The organism is Pseudoalteromonas sp. DL2-H2.2 (genome assembly GCF_021532535.1).
Lineage (GTDB): Bacteria > Pseudomonadota > Gammaproteobacteria > Enterobacterales > Alteromonadaceae > Pseudoalteromonas > Pseudoalteromonas rubra_A.
This window is the reverse complement of record NZ_JAKGBD010000003.1, coordinates 217,954-237,201: the sequence shown is the minus strand read 5'-3', so window position 1 is coordinate 237,201 and position 19,248 is coordinate 217,954. Positions and strand designations below refer to the sequence as shown.

13 protein-coding genes are annotated in these 19,248 nt (G+C 47.1%); 6 read left to right on the top strand and 7 right to left on the bottom strand.

All coding sequences use genetic code 11. From position 1 onward, the window contains the following. The first annotated feature begins 74 nt into the window (after nucleotides 1-74). Nucleotides 75-1,751: a DNA repair protein RecN gene (recN, locus tag L1285_RS06715; RefSeq protein WP_235411459.1), complete on the top strand. Its 1,677-nt coding sequence runs from the start codon at nucleotides 75-77 to the stop codon at nucleotides 1,749-1,751. Between the two features lie 97 nt (nucleotides 1,752-1,848). On the opposite strand, the gene L1285_RS06710 is transcribed toward recN, so the two are convergent. The 4 genes from L1285_RS06710 to L1285_RS06695 form a co-directional block, all read right to left on the bottom strand. Next, nucleotides 1,849-2,808: a DUF7822 domain-containing protein gene (locus L1285_RS06710; RefSeq protein WP_235411458.1), complete on the bottom strand. Its 960-nt coding sequence runs from the start codon at nucleotides 2,806-2,808 to the stop codon at nucleotides 1,849-1,851. A gap of 288 nt (nucleotides 2,809-3,096) precedes the next feature. Beyond that, a complete protein-coding gene (locus L1285_RS06705) occupies nucleotides 3,097-4,512 on the bottom strand; it encodes an FAD-dependent oxidoreductase (RefSeq protein WP_235411457.1) in 1,416 nt (471 codons plus the stop codon). 8 nt (nucleotides 4,513-4,520) lie between these two features. After that, nucleotides 4,521-8,981, bottom strand: a complete 4,461-nt coding sequence (gene gltB / locus L1285_RS06700; RefSeq protein ID WP_235411456.1) for a glutamate synthase large subunit — start codon at nucleotides 8,979-8,981, stop codon at nucleotides 4,521-4,523. Nucleotides 8,982-9,508: 527 nt separating this feature from the next. Continuing rightward, complete coding sequence (locus L1285_RS06695) at nucleotides 9,509-9,856, bottom strand: Grx4 family monothiol glutaredoxin (protein ID WP_046006741.1); 348 nt, start codon at nucleotides 9,854-9,856, stop codon at nucleotides 9,509-9,511. A gap of 273 nt (nucleotides 9,857-10,129) precedes the next feature. On the opposite strand from L1285_RS06695, the gene L1285_RS06690 reads away from it, so the two are divergent. From L1285_RS06690 to L1285_RS06675, 4 genes are all read left to right on the top strand, one after another. After that, the gene (locus L1285_RS06690) at nucleotides 10,130-10,711 is read left to right on the top strand and encodes a Fe-Mn family superoxide dismutase (RefSeq protein WP_046006742.1); all 582 of its coding nucleotides are present in this window, start codon (nucleotides 10,130-10,132) and stop codon (nucleotides 10,709-10,711) included. Between the two features lie 448 nt (nucleotides 10,712-11,159). Continuing rightward, complete coding sequence (locus L1285_RS06685; protein WP_046006743.1) at nucleotides 11,160-13,082, top strand: PrkA family serine protein kinase; 1,923 nt, start codon at nucleotides 11,160-11,162, stop codon at nucleotides 13,080-13,082. Nucleotides 13,083-13,106: 24 nt separating this feature from the next. Then, nucleotides 13,107-14,387, top strand: a complete 1,281-nt coding sequence (locus L1285_RS06680) for a YeaH/YhbH family protein (protein WP_125716382.1) — start codon at nucleotides 13,107-13,109, stop codon at nucleotides 14,385-14,387. Between the two features lie 14 nt (nucleotides 14,388-14,401). Beyond that, nucleotides 14,402-15,913 carry a SpoVR family protein gene (locus L1285_RS06675; protein ID WP_235411455.1) on the top strand — a complete coding sequence of 504 codons (1,512 nt, stop codon included), beginning with the start codon at nucleotides 14,402-14,404 and terminating at the stop codon, nucleotides 15,911-15,913. Between the two features lie 57 nt (nucleotides 15,914-15,970). Here L1285_RS06675 and L1285_RS06670 read toward each other — a convergent pair whose 3' ends face one another. Both L1285_RS06670 and L1285_RS06665 read right to left on the bottom strand, forming a co-directional pair. Next, a complete protein-coding gene (locus tag L1285_RS06670; protein ID WP_046006746.1) occupies nucleotides 15,971-16,942 on the bottom strand; it encodes a sensor domain-containing diguanylate cyclase in 972 nt (323 codons plus the stop codon). A gap of 4 nt (nucleotides 16,943-16,946) precedes the next feature. Continuing rightward, complete coding sequence (locus L1285_RS06665) at nucleotides 16,947-17,951, bottom strand: response regulator (protein WP_046006747.1); 1,005 nt, start codon at nucleotides 17,949-17,951, stop codon at nucleotides 16,947-16,949. 203 nt (nucleotides 17,952-18,154) lie between these two features. Between L1285_RS06665 and tpx the strand changes: the two genes are divergently transcribed. Beyond that, a complete protein-coding gene (gene tpx, locus L1285_RS06660; protein WP_235411454.1) occupies nucleotides 18,155-18,742 on the top strand; it encodes a thiol peroxidase in 588 nt (195 codons plus the stop codon). A gap of 48 nt (nucleotides 18,743-18,790) precedes the next feature. On the opposite strand, the gene L1285_RS06655 is transcribed toward tpx, so the two are convergent. After that, entirely contained in the window at nucleotides 18,791-19,225 is a 435-nt protein-coding gene (locus tag L1285_RS06655; RefSeq protein WP_235411453.1) for a GNAT family N-acetyltransferase, read from the bottom strand. Between the last annotated feature and the right edge of the window lie 23 nt (nucleotides 19,226-19,248).

The following is a 19,248-nucleotide window of genomic DNA, read 5'->3' as shown; positions in this document are numbered from 1 at the left end:
AAACGCAATTTCAAGTTGCATTTCCAAGAAATGCTGTATAAATTAACAGTAATTGTACTGTTTGGATATACAGCATGCTTATCAGTCTGCAAATTAAAAACTTTGCCATTGTTAACGAATTAACCATTGACTGGCGCTCAGGTATGACTGCGATCACCGGTGAAACCGGTGCGGGTAAATCTATTGCAATCGATGCACTTTCTCTGTGTCTGGGCGAGCGCGCAGATGTTGCCAGCATCCGCCCGGGAGCAACCAAAGCAGAGATCACGGCTCAGTTTGATATCAGGCAACTCCCCTACGCGCAGCAGTTTCTCAGCGACCTGATGCTCGATGATGAAGAGCAAAACTGTATTTTACGTCGTGTTGTTATGCAAAATGGCCGCAGTAAGAGTTTTATCAACGGTAACTCTGTAACCGCAGCCCAGCTTAAGGAGTTAGGCCAGCGCCTGATAGCCATTCATGGCCAGCATGCCCACCAGTTACTGCTCAAGCCTGAACATCAGCTTAGATTGCTGGATGCTTACGCCGGACACGATAACCTGCTGCACGCTGTACGTGCTCAGTACCAGCACTATCATACCTTGCAGAAAGAACATGCCGAGCTCATTAAGCAACAGCAAGCTCAGGCAGCCAAAAAACAACTGCTCGAATATCAGGTTCAGGAGCTGGATGAGTTTGCCCTGGAAGAAGGCGAATATGAGCAGATTGAAACTGAGCATACGCGCCTGAGCCATAGCCAGACGCTGGCCGAAAGCTGCCAGCGCGAGTTAATGTGTTTGTCTGAGCAAGATGATCAAACCGTTTTAGGCCAGCTTCAGCATAGCGTACAAACCTTCATTGAATTGAGTAACTACGACCCTAAATTACAAGCGATCAGCCAACTATTAGGTGAGGCCGCGGTGCAACTCGAAGAAGGCTGTCGTGAGCTGCGTGCCTACGGGGAAAATATTGAGCAAGATCCAGAGCGCCTGCAGAGCGTCGAAGACAGACTGGCTCAGGCCATGGCGTTGTCGCGTAAGCACCAGATCAGCCCCGAATTACTACATCAGCACCACCAGCAATTGCATGAAGAGCTGGCATCCATTTGCTCTAACAACGAGCGTATAGAAGATCTGCAGCACGAAATAGCAGAGGCCCTGCACGCCTATCAAATCTCCGCGGCTCAGCTCAGCGAAAGCCGTGCGCAAGCAGCGCTGACCTTAAATGAACTGATCAGTCAAAGTATGCATGAACTGTCAATGGAGAACGGCCAGTTTGCCATCCAGCTTAACCAGCATGAAGACAGACGCCCCAATGAGCTGGGCATGGACCAAATTGATTTTCTGGTTTCAACCAACCCCGGCCAGCCTCTGCAAGCCCTGGCCAAAGTGGCCTCTGGTGGTGAGCTGTCACGGATCAGCCTGGCGATCCAGGTGATTATTGCGAACCGGGTCACTACGCCGACCCTGATCTTCGATGAAGTAGATGTGGGTATATCAGGCCCAACTGCCTCTCAGGTGGGCAAACAGCTGCGCCAGCTAGGTAACTCAACTCAGGTGATCTGTGTAACCCACCTGCCTCAGGTTGCCTGTAGTGGCCATCACCAGTTCTTTGTGTCCAAACGCGTTGAAGACGGTGAAACCTTTACGTCGATGCTCCCGCTAGTTCAGGAACAACGTATTGATGAAATCGCCCGTTTGCTTGGCGGCGATAAAGTCAGCAGCACCACACGCGCCAGTGCCAAGGAGCTACTTGAGGTGCAGGGCGCGTAGTGCTTTATATGCCGTTGGCCATGCTTACTAAATCAAGAAGCTTGGCCACCACACTCTCATATCCATCATAATGAAAATTATCTCATCGTTGGTACTGTTATGACATTTCTACATATTTGTAATCTACGATATCTGAAGTACCACGCAGAACCATATTTCCGTTTGCTTCTTCCAATGCTGAACTACTTAATCGCCAAATTTGGTCATCTCCAAAACCGACCATTAGGCTAAAAACATGTGTAAGGCCTTCCTTATTATTTGGGAACATATTGAATCTAAAGTTCAGCCTCCCATTTACGTTTGTGTTTTCATCTATGAGGTCAGCAACAAACTCTCGGCGGCCACAATTTTCTTTCAGCCATACCTTCTTCGTCACTCGATTAATTTCTATTATTTTAATCCAGGCATATGACTGAGTGTCCATGAGCTCAAACACAGCTACTTCATTATCGTAGTAGCTTGGTTTAGAGATGCTCTTTGGAGGGGGGTAAGGTGCATAAGCTAGTATATCACTCCACTCTTGAAATCCAGAATTAACCAAGCCGTTCTCAATTAACCTAACAGCTTTTTTACGGCTAGAGAACAGAGAGCTTAATGAATTTGTATTCTTGTGATTGTTTTCCCGAATAAATTTCTCTGCGTTCTCTACAATATCAAAATTCCTGAGAGATCGGACTAGTTCCTCATGTTGAGACCGCAACGGACTTTCTTCCAACAAGTAAATTTCATATGGCTCTAATAAAAAGTACTCACCGCTATTCTCTTGTTTTGACAGAAAGTCAATGCTGTACTTAAGCACATCCGATGAGCAGTGCTTTTCAATAATTTCCTTAAACTGATACAAGTTATCCAAAGCGTGCCGGTATTCCATTGATATTGCAAAAGGTGTGTCAAAGTCCCAAATTAGTGAATCAACACTTTCTATCCCCTCGCCGGATACTAGAATTTTATATATTAAAGGAATGTCATAGTTCCATTCGGAGAGGCCACGTAATATAAGTGAATCCGCTCGTTTCGGTTTTTGATTTGCTGAAAATAAATAACTTCTATTTGCCATACTTCCCTCTCAGAGAATAAATTCCTGCTATTAACTGAAGTGCATGTTACATCATTAGCTTTTTGTTTTTAAAAGTTTAAAATTAAAAAATAAAATGTATCTGAGGGCATCTCTACTGAGGTGACATAAGTATCAGGTATACTTGTGCCTTTAAACTTTTTCTTAGGGAAAGTTTGGTGAATGATAAAATGGCGTTTATACACTAAATAAACGCCACATTTAGGATAGTTGGCTTAAGATCTGGCACTAAGCATAAATTAGCACTTTTTATAAGAGACCAATTTACCTTTATACCCCAAGATAATCCATGATCCCTTCCGCGGCGTTACGACCTTCAAAAATCGCAGTCACCACTAAGTCAGAGCCACGTACGGCATCGCCACCTGCAAAGATTTTTTCATTACTGGTTTGGTGTGTAAATGCGCCTTTTTCTGGGGCTACGATACCACCCCACTCGTTGATTGCGACATCATACGCTGCCAGCCAGTCGAGGTTATGCGGTTTAAAGCCAAACGCCATGATCACGGCATCCGCTTCAATCACGTGTTCAGAGCCGGCCACTTCTTGCGCGCGCCTTCGACCATTTTCATCAGGCTCACCGAGTTCAGTCCGCACCATACGAACGCCTGAAACCTGACCATTTTGGTCAAGTTCAATGCCCTTAGGCTGAACGTTAAAGCTAAATTTAACGCCCTCTTCTTTGGCATTCTTAACTTCCCGGCGCGACCCCGGCATATTGGCTTCATCCCGACGATACGCACAGGTTACCGATTTTGCCCCCTGACGCACGGACGTTCGCACGCAGTCCATTGCGGTATCACCGCCACCGAGTACCACAACGCGCTTGTCGGCCATATCGATATATGCCTGCTTACTCTCGTCGTAACCCATGACCCGGTTGGTGTTACCGATCAGGAACGGCAGGGCATCATAGACGTGCTCCGCATCCTCATTCTCCAGACCAGCCCGCATATACTGATAAGTGCCCACACCGATAAAGACCGCATCGTACTGAGACAGCAAGTCGTCCATGCTAATATCTGTGCCTATCTCCGTATTAAGACGGAATTCCACCCCCATTTCCGTGAAGATTTCTCGGCGCTTTTCCATCACAGACTTTTCTAACTTGAATGATGGAATACCAAACGTCAACAAACCACCGATCTCGGGGTTTCGATCAAACACCACGGGCTTCACACCGTTGCGCACCAAAATATCCGCACAACCAAGCCCGGCAGGGCCCGCGCCAATAATCGCGACCTTTTTATCAGTCCAGGTGACATAAGACATATCCGGCTTCCAGCCCTGGGCAAACGCTGTATCTGTGATGTATTTCTCAATATTGCCTATGGTTACGGCACCAAATTCATCATTGAGCGTACAAGACCCTTCACACAGCCGATCTTGCGGACAAACCCGGCCACACACTTCGGGCAGGCTATTGGTCCGGTGCGACAACTCCGCAGCTTCCAGGATCCTGCCCGTACGGATCAGCTTTAGCCACTGCGGAATATAATTGTGCACCGGACACTTCCACTCGCAATAGGGGTTGCCGCAATCCAGGCAGCGATCGGCCTGAGAGCTCACCTGCTGCTTTGAAAAGGGCTCATAAATTTCGACGAAAGAGCTTTTGCGTGTTGTAATTGGCTTCTTTCTCGGGTCGATGCGCTGAACATCGATAAATTGATAGACATTTTCGCTCATACTTCCCCCTATTGTGCCTGTACACGTAATTCAGCACTGCTGCGTGCGCGATGCCCCAGCAAGCTCTTAACATCGCTTGATTTTGGTTTTATCAGCCTGAACATAGGCACATACAATTCAAAGTTAGCCAGGATCTGCTCTGCCCGGCATGATGCAGTATGCTCCAGGTGTTCAGCTATCAGACCACGTAAATGCTCCTGCATGGTATCGAGCCCATCCAGAGGCAGTACTTCAACCAGCTCAGGGTTATACCGTTTATCAAAGTCACCGGCTTCGTCGAGTACGTAGGCAAAACCTCCTGTCATACCGGCGCCAAAGTTAACCCCTACCTGACCTAACACACAAACCACACCACCTGTCATGTATTCACAGCCGTTATCACCTAACCCCTCAACGGTGGCCTGCACGCCTGAGTTGCGCACTGCAAAGCGCTCACCAGCGCGTCCTGCGGCATACAACTTGCCGCCGGTCGCACCGTACAAACAGGTATTACCCGCAATGGTGGCCTGATGAGTCTGAAAACTCGAGCCTACCGGTGGGCGCAATACTAGCTTTCCGCCCGCCATGCCTTTACCGACATAATCGTTGGCATCACCCACCAGTGTCATTTCAAGGCCACCTGCATTCCACACTCCGAACGCCTGCCCGGCAGTACCGTGCAGTTCGATCACCACAGGATCTGCGGCCATGCCCTGGTTACCATGACGAGAGGCAATATAGCCAGACAACATGGCACCCACAGAGCGGTCGGTATTTTTGATCCGACTCACCAAAGAAGTACCTGTTGTGTCATCTATCGCCTGTTTCGCTTTTTCAAGCAGGCTCTCATTGAGTTGGCCCTGATAGTGCGACGTGTTCGGCGCACTGCAATAGAGCGTTTCGCCCGACGGGTTCGCCGGTTTTGCCAGCAAAGGTTGAAGATCAAGCTTTTGCTGTCTTGCCGTTGTGCCATCTAGTACCTCAAGTAAATCCGTTCGGCCAATTAAATCCGTCAGTTTACTGATACCCATAGACGCCATAATTTCGCGCGCTTCCTGGGCAATAAAACGGAAGTAGTTCATCGCCATTTCCGGCAAGCCATGGTAGTGCTTCTGTCGCAGAGTTTCATCCTGCGTAGCAACACCCGTAGCGCAGTTATTCAGATGACAGATCCGCAGATATTTACAGCCAAGTGCAACCATAGGGCCTGTACCAAAGCCAAAGCTTTCGGCACCCAAAATAGCCGCTTTGATGATGTCCAGGCCAGTTTTCAGGCCCCCATCCGTTTGCAAACGAATACGATGACGCAAGCCATTTTCGACCAGCGCCTGCTGAGTTTCGGCCAGGCCAAGCTCCCAGGGGCTGCCCGCATATTTAACGGATGTGAGCGGACTGGCGCCTGTGCCTCCGTCGTAACCTGCAATAGTGATTAAGTCTGCGTAGGCCTTTGCCACCCCCGTGGCAATGGTACCAACACCCGGTTCAGAGACCAGCTTAACGGAAATCATCGCCTTGGGATTAACCTGCTTAAGGTCGAAGATCAGCTGTGCCAAGTCTTCAATAGAGTAGATGTCATGGTGCGGCGGGGGGGAAATGAGCGTTACGCCCGGCACCGAGTATCTGAGTTTGGCGATATAAGGGGTCACCTTTTCACCTGGCAACTGACCGCCCTCGCCGGGCTTAGCACCCTGTGCGACTTTTATCTGGATCACATCTGCACTTTGCAGATAGTGGGGGGTTACGCCAAAACGACCCGACGCCACCTGTTTAATCCGCGAGTTTTTCTCCGTACCAAAACGTAATTTGTCTTCTCCGCCTTCACCTGAATTGGAGCAGCCGCCGAGACGGTTCATGGCAATCGCCAGCGCTTCATGGGCTTCCGGCGATAAAGCACCAATACTCATTGCCGCTGAATCAAAGCGTTTATACAGCTCTGTAGCAGGCTCCACCTCGTCCAGGTCAATTGCGGGCCCTTGTGTGTTGAGCTTCAAAAGATCTCGCAAATTGGTAACTGGACGATTGTTTACCAGAGCGGCATATTTCTGGTAGTCCTCATACTTGCCCGAGCGCACCGCAACTTGCAGGGACTGCACCACATCCGGGTTATAAGCATGATACTCTCCGCCATGGACAAACTTCAGTAAACCGCCGTGAGACAGCAATTTACGCTTGCTGTACGCCAGCTTATGTAACTGCGCACCATCAGCCTCGAATTCAGCAAATCCAGCTCCCTGAATACGGCTGCTAACGCCTTTAAAACACAGTTCAACAATTTCGTCTGACAGACCCACGGCCTCAAACAACATAGAGCAACGATAAGAGGCAATCGTACTGATCCCCATCTTAGACATGATTTTGTAAAGACCTTTGTTGATGGCATTGCGATAGGCCAGCGTCACCTCTCGATAAGTTTTGTCGATGACTTTGCTGTCGCACAACGCAACCAGAGTCTCATAGGCCAGATAGGGGTAAATCGCGGTAGCGCCAAAGCCAAGTAGCACGGCGAACTGATGCGGATCCCGCGCACTGCCGGTTTCGACTATGATATTAGAATCGCAGCGTAAATTGGTATTAACCAGCCGTTGCTGCACGGCACCAACCGCCATTGCAGCTGGCACTGGCATGGTGTCCTGGCTGATATATCGGTCACTTAACAGTAGCATGACACAACCAGACGCTGCTTTTTCCTGTGCTTCGTCACAGATCCGCTCAATCGCCGCTTTGAGGCTTTCCGTATTCGGATCGTAGTTCAATGAAATACGACATACGCTGTAGTGGTCATCGTCTGCCGCTAACAGCTGCTGAATATCGGAATAAGTCAGGACTGGCGAATCAAACTGCAAGCGCTTAGCATGACCGGTCGTTTCGTTAAACACGTTTTGCTCGCGACCAATACAGGTGGCAAGTGACATCACGTGATTCTCACGCAGTGGGTCGATGGGCGGGTTGGTTACCTGAGCAAATTTTTGTCTAAAGTAATCGTAGAGTGAGCGGGCCCCCTCTGATAACACAGCAAACGGAGTGTCATCACCCATAGAACCTGTGGCCTCCTGGCCATTCTGGCCCATCACCCGGATCACTTGCTCAATTTCTTCGTTGCTGTACGCAAATAACTTTTGATAAGTCAGCAAAGTGTCGCTGTCAAAATCACGCTGCCCGGCATCGGCTTCATCCAACGCTTCGAAGGGTGTTAAGCGCTTAACATTTTGTTCCAGCCAGGTTTTGTATGGATGACGAGCTTTTAAGTCCTCGTCAATCTCATCGGATTGCCAGATTTTGCCATGCAATGTATCCACCACCAGCAATTCACCAGGTCCGACACGTCCCTTTTCAATAACTTCATCAGGCTCATAGTCCCAGATCCCCACCTCGGAAGCCAGGGTAATAAAACCATCCTGCGTGATCACGTAACGTGCCGGGCGCAGGCCATTTCGATCTAGATTACAAGCCGCAAACCGGCCATCAGACATTACTATGCCCGCCGGACCATCCCAGGGCTCCATATGCATAGAGTTAAAATCGTAAAACGCTCTGAGTTCATCATCCATAGCGCGGTTTTTCTGCCACGCAGGCGGCACCAGCATACGCATCGCCCGGAAGATATCCATGCCACCTGCCAGAAATAACTCCAGCATGTTGTCGAGGCTGGATGAATCCGACCCACTTTCATTTACAAACGGGGCTGCACTTTGTAAGTCAGGCAGCAAAGGCGAGGCAAACTTATAAGCCCGTGCCTTAGCCCACTGCCGGTTGCCGGTGATGGTGTTTATCTCGCCGTTGTGCGCCAGATAACGAAACGGCTGCGCTAATGGCCAGCGAGGTTGCGTATTGGTAGAAAAGCGCTGGTGAAAAACGCAAATCGCACTGGTCATGCGGATATCCGCCAGATCCAGATAAAAATTTGGCAGATCGGCCGGCATCATCAGGCCTTTGTAAATAGTAACCAGACCCGACAAACTGGCAATGTAAAAGTCAGGGTCTGTGCTCAGACGTTTTTCGATACGACGGCGCGCAATGTACAACCGACGTTCAAGATCTTTTGGTCGCCATCCTTCCGGTGCAGATACAAAGACCTGTTCAAACTGGGGTAATTGCTCTGTTGCTATAGGACCAAGCATGCTCGGATCGGTAGGTACACTGCGCCAGCCCACTAAGCTTAGTGTTTCTTTTTCTAATTCTTCGTTGATGATGTCACGGGCTTGCGTGGCAAGTGCCGAGTCCTGGTTAAGAAAAACCATACCAACTGCATAGTTTTTACCAAGATGCCAATCGTTTTCGGCCGCCACCGCCCTGAAAAAGCTGTCTGGCTTTTGCAGCAATAAGCCACAGCCATCTCCGGTTTTTCCATCCGCAGCAATGCCCCCGCGGTGCTGCATTCTGTCCAGGCCAGTAATTGCCGTGCGGATCAGCTTGTGACTTGCTTGACCTTGCGTATGTGCTATCAAGCCAAAGCCACAGTTTTCTTTTTCTAATGCCGAGTCATATAACATGGACTCCTCCCCTTGCTACAACTGCCAGCAGGTAATGTCAGACGAATTACTGGCAGATAATCAAAGCTAGCCTTGATTAGTATTCGAGTCAATACAATAAAGAATAGTTATTCATACACATGAATATTTCTCATAAAAAAGGTACTTAGAACACGTCTTCTCATTTCTAAGAATATCAATTAAAGGTAGAAAACCACAAAATGACACCGGTATCAAATCAAAATATCACGAGTAAAAAACATAAAAAGAGGAAGCTTACGTAAACGTAACGATCGGGAAAACAATGAATAAATATTCATTATTCACCTCATGAATTTGGCAATTCCTTATTTTCTGCCGCACACGCGCTTGACGTACGCGTAAACTCGGTGTTGCAAAACTAAAAATATGGCGTGAAACGATAGAGAGATATCAATGGTAAAAAACGTCTGAAGGCTATAAAGGCAGGCTGTCTGGTAAATTCTATAGATACAAAAAAAGGCATGTGATGCAATGATCACATGCCTCGAATATGTGCGATATCAGGTTTACTCCGCTTTTTCAGCGTCGTCTTCTTTATATTTCGCGGCAGTTTCAGCAATTAGTGGCTGCAACTCACCCTTTTGGAACATCTCGATGATAATGTCACATCCACCGATCAGCTCACCCTCAACCCACAACTGCGGAAAAGTCGGCCAGTTAGCATAATGAGGCAGCTCAGCACGAATGTCCGGGTTAAGCAAAATATCGACGTAAGCAAACTGCTCGCCACACGCCATGAGCGCTTGAGATGCCTGCGAAGAAAAACCGCAGTTAGGTAGCTTGGGCGATCCCTTCATGTATAGGATGATCGGATTCTCTGCGATTTGCTGTTTAATCTTTTCAATGGTTTCCATTATTTACCTCAAAATGACGATAGCATAACTCATCATATCACTCACTTTGCTACGCAGCCGTTGTCAATAGATCAGCCTGGCGGTACAAAATGAATGCAATCTGAGCCATTCATTCTACAAGTCTTGGCTATTGCCATTGCTGTTTGCCAAAACTTGAGTAAAATACTCAGGAATTATAGTATCACTATATGCCGTCAAATCGTATAGAAATGTAAGCTAAGATAGAGATTGCTTCTATTGTTTTGGCAATTTAACAACGAAATGGAGATTAACATGGCTTTTGAACTACCGTCACTTCCTTATGCTATCAACGCGCTTGAGCCGCATATTTCTCAGGAAACACTTGAGTTCCACCACGGTAAACACCACAACACATACGTTGTAAAACTGAACGGCCTTATCCAGGGCACAGACCTTGAGAACAAATCTTTAGAAGAAATCGTATGTAACTCTGAAGGCGGCGTATTCAACAACGCAGCCCAGATCTGGAACCACACTTTCTACTGGCACAGCCTGGCACCAAATGGTGGTGGCGAGCCTACTGGCAAAGTAGCAGAGCTGATCAACGCAAAATGGGGCTCATTTGCTGCATTCCAGGAAGCGTTCAACGATAAAGCAGTAAACAACTTCGGTTCTAGCTGGACTTGGTTGGTACAGCTTGCAGACGGCTCTTTAGACATCGTAAACACGTCTAACGCAGCGACTCCGCTTACTGAAGAAGGCGTAACGCCAATCATCACTGTAGACCTGTGGGAACACGCTTACTACATCGATTACCGCAATGTTCGTCCAGATTACCTGAAAGGTTTCTGGGCACTGGTTAACTGGGATTTTGCAAACGAAAACCTTGCTTAATATCAGATAATCCAAAAAGGCGCTCTTTTGTAGCGCCTTTTTTGTTGCCTTTTTACCCTAGCTGACTTCCTTCCGCTGACATGCCTGATATCAACTCAGCTTTTCCTGTGTTTCTAGAAGGTGAACTGCGAACACCACAGTAAAACATACATATGTGACCATCATTTTTTTGGCAATTTTTATCAATCTGCAAACGCCAAAATCTCCCCTGTAAAGCACCTATTTGGCACTAAGTTCACCGCTTTAGTAGCCTAGTTTAGCCATTTCTACCCAAGTATTAGAATAAAGTGCCGTAACTCTCATTCGGTATCTAATTCTTACACCATTGCACTGTGTTCAACAGACATTAAATTACTGGAATTTTTAGGCAATTTTTGAATATCCCGACTAAGCTTTAAGTAGCCTTGCATTAAGAGACCGCATCATCAACAGGTTATTGGAGTTCATTATGAGTATATTTGAGCATTACCAGTCCAGGTACGAAGCGTCCCAAGAAGAAGAGTTCACCATCGCGGAATATTTGGATATATGTAAAGAAGACAAAGCTGCCTATGCGAGCGCGCCGGAGCGCCTGCTAATGGCAATTGGTGAACCCGAAATGGTCGATACTTCCACAGATGCACGACTCAGCCGTCTTTTTTCGAACCGGGTGATCGCACGTTATCCGGCATTTCATGAGTTTTACGGCATGGAAGACGCCATAGAGCAAATCGTGTCCTATCTGAAACATGCAGCACAAGGCCTCGAAGAGTACAAACAAGTGCTCTATTTGTTGGGTCCTGTAGGTGGTGGTAAGTCATCGATTGCAGAAAAACTCAAATACCTGATGCAACAGGTCCCTATATATGCCATCAAAGACTCGCCAGTGAACGACCACCCGCTCAGCCTGTTTAATCCGCTCGAAGATGGAGAGTTGCTGGATAAAGAATACGGCATTAATAGCCGTTACCTGAAAACGGTGATGTCGCCTTGGGCAACCAAGCGCCTGCACGAATATAATGGCGACATTTCTAAATTCAGAGTGGTCAAACGCTACCCGTCTATCCTGGATCAAACGGCCATAGCCAAGACAGAGCCAGGCGACGAAAACAACCAGGATATCTCGGCGCTGGTTGGTAAAGTTGACATTCGCAAGCTTGAGCATTACGCCCAGAACGATCCGGATGCCTACTCTTATTCGGGTGCGCTGTGCCTGGCTAACCAGGGGTTAATGGAGTTCGTTGAAATGTTCAAGGCACCCATCAAGGTGCTGCACCCACTGTTAACTGCCACACAGGAAGGGAATTACAACGGTACCGAGGGTATCTCGGCATTGCCCTTCAATGGCATTATTCTGGCCCACTCTAACGAGTCGGAATGGCAGTCGTTTAAAAACAACAAAAACAATGAAGCATTTTTGGATCGGGTCTTTATCGTCAAGGTACCCTACTGTTTGCGCGTGTCTGAAGAAGTGAAAATCTACAAAAAACTTATTGAAAACAGCGAGCTTAGATCGGCACCCTGTGCGCCGGGTACGCTCGAGACACTAGCGAAATTCTCAACCCTCTCACGTATTAAGGAGCCGGAAAACTCCAGCATTTATTCGAAAATGCGTGTCTATGATGGTGAAAGTCTCAAAGACACAGATCCAAAAGCTAAGTCGTATCAGGAGTATCGAGATTACGCAGGTGTCGATGAGGGCATGACAGGTCTGTCGACCCGGTTTGCCTTTAAGATCCTCTCACGCGTGTTCAACTTTGACCATGCCGAAGTTGCAGCAAACCCGGTTCATTTATTCTACGTACTGGAGCAGCAAATTGAACGCGAGCAATTCAGTGCCGAGGTTCAGGAGCGCTACCTGAGCCACCTCAAGGGCTACTTGATCCCGCAGTATGTTGAGTTTATCGGTAAAGAACTGCAAACCGCATACCTGGAGTCCTATTCAGAGTATGGCCAAAACATCTTCGACCGCTATGTCACTTATGCCGATTTTTGGATCCAGGATCAGGAATACCGAGATCCGGATACAGGTCAGCTATTCGACAGAGCAGCGCTCAATGCGGAACTCGAAAAGATAGAAAAGCCTGCGGGCATTTCGAACCCCAAAGATTTTCGTAATGAAATCGTCAACTTTGTATTGAGAGCCCGTGCTCATCATAATGGTGCAAACCCAGTCTGGACCAGCTATGAAAAGCTCAGAACCGTGATCGAGAAAAAAATGTTCTCTAACACTGAGGAGCTACTGCCCGTTATTTCTTTCAATGCGAAGACTTCGGCTGAAGATCAGAAAAAACACGAAGACTTTGTTAATCGAATGATGGAAAAAGGCTACACCCAAAAACAAGTCCGCTTACTGTCTGAATGGTATCTGCGGGTGAGAAAATCTCAATAACATTAGCGGTTGGAGGGTGTTTCTATGGCACATTTCATCGATCGTCGACTGAATGGCAAGAATAAAAGTACGCTGAATCGTCAGCGCTTTATCAGACGCTACAAGAAACAGATCAAGGAAGCCGTTTCTGACGCCATTAACAAAAGAAGCGTCACTGATATATCCAGCGGTGAGAGTATATCGATACCGCAACGGGATATCAGTGAGCCGATTTTTCATCAAGGCAAAGGCGGAAATCGCGAACATATTCACCCGGGTAACGATCAGTTCACGACGGGTGATAAAATACAACGCCCGCCTTCTGGCCAGGGCGGTGGTGCCGGAGAAGGCAACGCAAGTGACCAAGGTGAAGGTCAGGATGATTTTGTCTTCTCTATTTCAAAAGATGAATACCTTGATCTCTTATTTGAGGATCTTGAGCTACCAAACCTGCAAAAGAGCCAACTCGATAAGCTGGTACAAATGAAAACGCATCGCGCCGGCTTTTGTAATGACGGTATGCCCAGTAACCTGGACATAGTGCGCTCTTTAAAAGGCTCAGTTGCGCGGCGAATTGCCATGACAGCCAGTAAACGAAAGCAACTTAAAGAGTTGGAAGAAAGCCTGGCACTCCTGTTACAAGAACCAGTCCCCAAGCAAACGCAAATACAGCAACTTGAACAGGAAATAGCTGATCTCAAGCGTAAGATAGATGCAGTGCCCTTTATAGATAATTACGACTTGCGCTTCAGAAATTACGAAAAACGTCCGCATCCCACCAGCAAGGCAGTCATGTTCTGCCTGATGGATGTGTCTGGCTCTATGGATCAGGCAACTAAAGATATGGCAAAGCGCTTCTATATTTTGCTGTATCAGTTCTTAACACGCACCTACAAAGACATTGAGGTTGTTTATATACGACACCACACCCAGGCCAAAGAGGTCGACGAGCAGGAGTTTTTCTACTCTCAGGAAACGGGTGGCACCATAGTGTCGAGTGCATTGAAATTAATGGATGAGATCATTGCTGACCGTTATGCTCAGGGAGACTGGAATATCTATGCTGCGCAAGCGTCAGATGGTGATAACTGGGCGGATGATTCACCACACTGCACAGACATATTAACGAACAAACTATTGAAAGTGGTGCGTTACTACGCCTATATCGAGATCACCACTCGTGCGCATCAGAGCTTGTGGCGCGAATACCAAGGTATTGCAGACACCTTTGATAACTTCGCCATGCAGCATATTCGGTCGGTCGAAGATATCTATCCGATATTCAGAGAGTTGTTTAAGAAAAACCGACAACAAAACGCAGCTTAACAGGGGGAGTGCCTATGACATATAACCCGCTTAATGATGGCCCGGATTGGACATTCGACCTGCTTGAAGAGTATCAGGCTGAAATTGCCCGCGTTGCGGCCCATTACAGACTGGATACCTATCCGAATCAGATTGAAGTGATCACCGCCGAGCAAATGATGGATGCATACTCCAGCGTAGGTATGCCCATTGGCTATGCGCACTGGTCTTATGGCAAAAAGTTCATTCAGACTGAGCAAACCTACAAACGTGGTCAAATGGGGCTGGCGTATGAAATTGTGATTAACTCAGATCCCTGTATTGCCTATTTAATGGAAGAAAATACCATGCCTATGCAGGCGTTGGTGATGGCGCACGCATGTTATGGCCATAATTCGTTTTTTAAAGGCAATTACCTGTTCAAAGCCTGGACCGATGCCTCTTCGATTATCGATTACCTGGTCTTTGCTAAGAACTATGTCGCTAAATGTGAGCAAAAGTATGGCATAGACGAGGTTGAGAACCTGCTGGATTCTTGCCATGCGCTGATGAACTATGGTGTTGATCGTTACAAACGTCCGCAGCAGATCTCCATGTATGAAGAACAAAAGCGCCAGAAAGAACGCGAGGACTACTTGCAATCTCAGGTTAACGAACTTTGGCGGACCATTCCAAAGGGCAAACAACAGGACGAACGTGAAGACATTAAGTTCCCGTCTGAACCTCAGGAAAATATTCTCTATTTTATAGAGAAAAACGCCCCCCTTCTGGAGTCCTGGCAACGTGAAATCATCCGTATTGTGCGCAAAGTATCTCAATATTTTTACCCCCAGCGACAAACCCAGGTGATGAACGAGGGATGGGCAACATTTTGGCACTATACAATTCTGAATCACCTCTATGACGAAGGTAAGGTAAGCGATGCGTTTATGCTGGAGTTTTTACAAAGCCATACTAATGTCGTTTACCAACCCCCTTACAACAGCAAGTTCTATTCAGGCATCAATCCCTATGCGCTAGGCTTTAATATGATGGTGGATATTCGCCGCATCTGTGAAAACCCCACCGAAGAAGACAAATACTGGTTTCCTGAATTTGCTGGTAAAGACTGGCTGGATACCCTGCACTTTGCCATGGAGAACTTTAAAGATGAGAGTTTTGTAAGCCAGTTTTTATCGCCGAAGATCATGCGTGATTTTAAGCTCTTTACAATCATTGATGAGGAAAAGTCTCCGCACCTGGAAGTCGGTGCGATCCACGACGAATCCGGCTATCAGAAAGTCAGGAATAGTTTGTCGGCACATTATAACCTGAGTAATCATGAGCCCAATATTCAGGTCTACAACGTAGATATCAGAGGTGATCGCTCACTTACCCTGAGATATGTACCGCACAACAAGGTCCCCCTTGCCGATTCAAAAAAAGAGGTGCTCAAACACTTGTATCGATTATGGGGTTTTCCGGTTAAGCTGGAGGAGCTGCAGGACGATGGAACAGTTGCAACGCTGGGACAGTGCCCTCAGGAGAATAAAGAAGACTCGCTATAGAAAAAAGCCCTTGTAACAAGGGCTTTTTAGCATCTGCAAGTGATGTATCAGTTAAGACTAATGCGCCATGGACGGGTCGTATACTGTGACGACATTACGGCCATTTTCCTTTGAATGATAAAGTGCAATATCCGCAGCCTCTATCCATTGCTCGTACTTTTCGAAATTGTCATCGCAACAAGCAATCCCCAGGCTCACGGTGAGCTTGATCTCTTTGTCATCATAATAAATAACTGAGTTTTCGATCAGGCTGCGCAGTCTTTCTGCAAACACTTTTGCGCCCTCAGCATCCGTGTCGACCAAGGTGACCGCAAATTCTTCACCACCATAGCGCCCTGCCACGTCTGTCTCACGGAGTGTCTTTTGTAGTAAATCTGAGATATGGCGAATGGCTTCATCGCCGCCACTATGGCCATAAGCATCATTGATGCGCTTGAAGAAGTCTATGTCAAACATCAGCAAACTACTGCTTCCATGACTGCGCTGTAAGCGTTTAAACTCCGTTCTTAAGCTTTGCTCCCAGTATCCCCGATTGGCCAGCTTAGTCAGGCTGTCTGTACGGCTCATTTTCTCAAGCGTTTTATTGACCTTTTCAAGCTCGAGCTTGTTCATGGCTTCGTCGGTAACGTCGTATATGATCACACAGATGTGCGCCACTTCACCGGTCACCGTTGTCAGTGGAATAAAAGTCGCGTTCTGATACATATAATCCGCTTTACCCGTTATCGGCCGATAATTCTTAAAGCGGAAAATGTAGGGCTGTTGCTCCCAGATAGTAAACGAGCGATTCTTCAGCACAAAAACAGGCTCAGATTTACTTTTAAACCAGGCTTCATCAATGCTGGGGAATAAATCAAAGACATCTTTGTCTTTTACGGCGCTTGGTAATAACCCTGAATGGTTCTCCATAAACCCATTCCAAACACACACTCGATAGTTCCTGTCCAGCACGACCAGGCCAACATCCACTGTGTTAAACATATCCATTAACCAATGGATCTCATTCATGTCAAAATCAGATGCAGGCATAATTCTAATCTTCTAACAGGTACTCAACTTTATATTTGAGTGTTTTAAGTGAGTCTTCGGTAAACAACAACATTAAATCGCAGTTGATGTCGTGATTTTCGATTCCGTAACTAATTTCAATGGCTAAGGTACGTTGCCAACGCGCTTTGTTTGCTTTTACCAGTTCAGAGACTTCGCAGTGCTGACCCAGTACCACCGGATGGCCCTGACTAAATGGCATATCCAGCTGTTTTGACAGACCTGTCAGTATGGCACCTATCAAAATGTTGCTAATGTCCATTAGCAGCTCAAGCTCAACTTTTTGGTTCAGCTCGCCCTGATAGCTCATCAAAGAGGCAATTTCTTTAAAACTCGAGTCGTTGAGCAACAGCAGCGCCTCGCCCGAAACTCCTCCACCAATAAAGCCCTGGCATACGCCCGATGTGGTTGCGCTGGCATCGATGGCTTGCAGTGCCATATGTAGTTCATTGACTTCCAGTACGTTTACATTGGGGATGGGTAATTCTACGAAAACATTCAGCAACCGGGCAAGCAAGTCGCCCGCCTGCCCCATAGCGACATTGGTGATTTCCTGATAAATATCACGGATCTCAGGCTCAAGCTGCTCGCCAAGTTTATGTACCAGGTTAGCCCGAATGGCTTTGTCTTTGATGCCATGATGCGTGATTATCTCTTCGAGTTTCGCCGCATCACATGGCTTTCGAATAAAATCAATTGCACCCAGCTCTATGACTCTTTGGTGCGCATTTGGCTGGATATCTCCAGAGACGACGACTGTCAAAACATTCAATCCTTGTTCGTTTATTGCTTGCAAAACCTCATATCCATCCATGTGAGGCATGTTTAGGTCTAAAAACAGAATCTCGGGAGAGACCGCTTTTATCTTTTCAATGCAATCCAGGCCATGCTCAGCAAATTCCACTTTAATATCCCAGTCGTCCGGCAATGACCGCGCCAGTTGCCGGCGAGCCAATTTAGAATCATCGCATATCAGGACAGGTGTTGACATAAAAGCTCTCTTCGCTTATCGACTAACTTGTTGTAAGGAGTCGAAAAATTTCTAATTATAGTTATGACATAGCAGCATTTACAGGAACTACATGTTAATCAAAGCGTGGCCGATTTACAATCCAATTTACTGCAAAGGTTGGTTATATAATTCCAGTATAATACACTGACGGGAATTGCAAAAAATTAAAAAGGGAATACGTTATGCGAATCATATCCTTGCTTGCAGCCTCGTTATTGACGCTGGCTAATCCAATGCAGGCCAGCGAACTGCCAGAAAACCAGGTTGACGCTGGCAAAGTCAGTGCTCAGGGTAAGCCTGTAACCCTGCTGGGTCAGGGCATTCGAGTAGGTGACACGGCCCCTGATTTCAAAGTGGTCGATGGCAATTTTGTACCTGTTACTTTAGCGAACTATCAGGGTAAGCCGGTCATGATCAGCGTGGTACCAAGCCTGGATACCGGGATCTGCAGCTTGCAAACTAAGTACTTTAACGAAAAAGTGGCCAAAGAGTTTGCCGGTGTTGCGATGCTGACAATCAGCGCCGACCTGCCATTTGCCCAAAAGCGCTTTTGTAAAACAGAAAACATTGACCAGATTGATACGCTATCAGATTCAGTATGGCGCGATTTCGGTGCTAAATATGGACTGTATATCAAAGATATGGGGCTGTTAAGCAGAGCGGTTCTGATCTTAGATAAAGATCACAAAGTGGTATACAAGCAACTTGTTAGCAACCTGGCCAGCGAGCCAGACTACCAGGGTGCCATCGACGCACTTAAACAGCTCTAATGAACATAAGAGGTGCAAAGCCACTGCGTGCGCCTTTGCACCAACTCACTAAGGCAAGATCATGTCTATGTGTTCTATGCCATCTTCCAGATAGGCCTCACCACATGGCTCGAAGCCAAAAGACTGATAAAACTGAGTAAGATAAGTTTGCGCGGCAATCCTGATTGGCAGCTGTCCGTAGTGGCTACGACAGGTTTCTATCGCACGGGCCATCAGGGTTTGCGCAACCCCTTTCCCCCGACTCTCAGCTGACACCAGTACCCGTCCAATAGCACAGTAAGCAGCATCAGGTTGGTAACAGCGGGCGTAGGCCTGAAGCGCACCTTCGTACATTGAAAAAACATGGAGGGTGTCTGGCGCTTTATCGACTTCATCCACTTCCTGGTAAGCACAGGCTTGTTCAACCACAAACACAGCAATCCGGGTCTGAAAAATAGCGAAGAGCTCGTCATGTGACAACTGATAAAAAGTTTTAACTTGCATGGGGTTTATCACTGTGGGTAAGG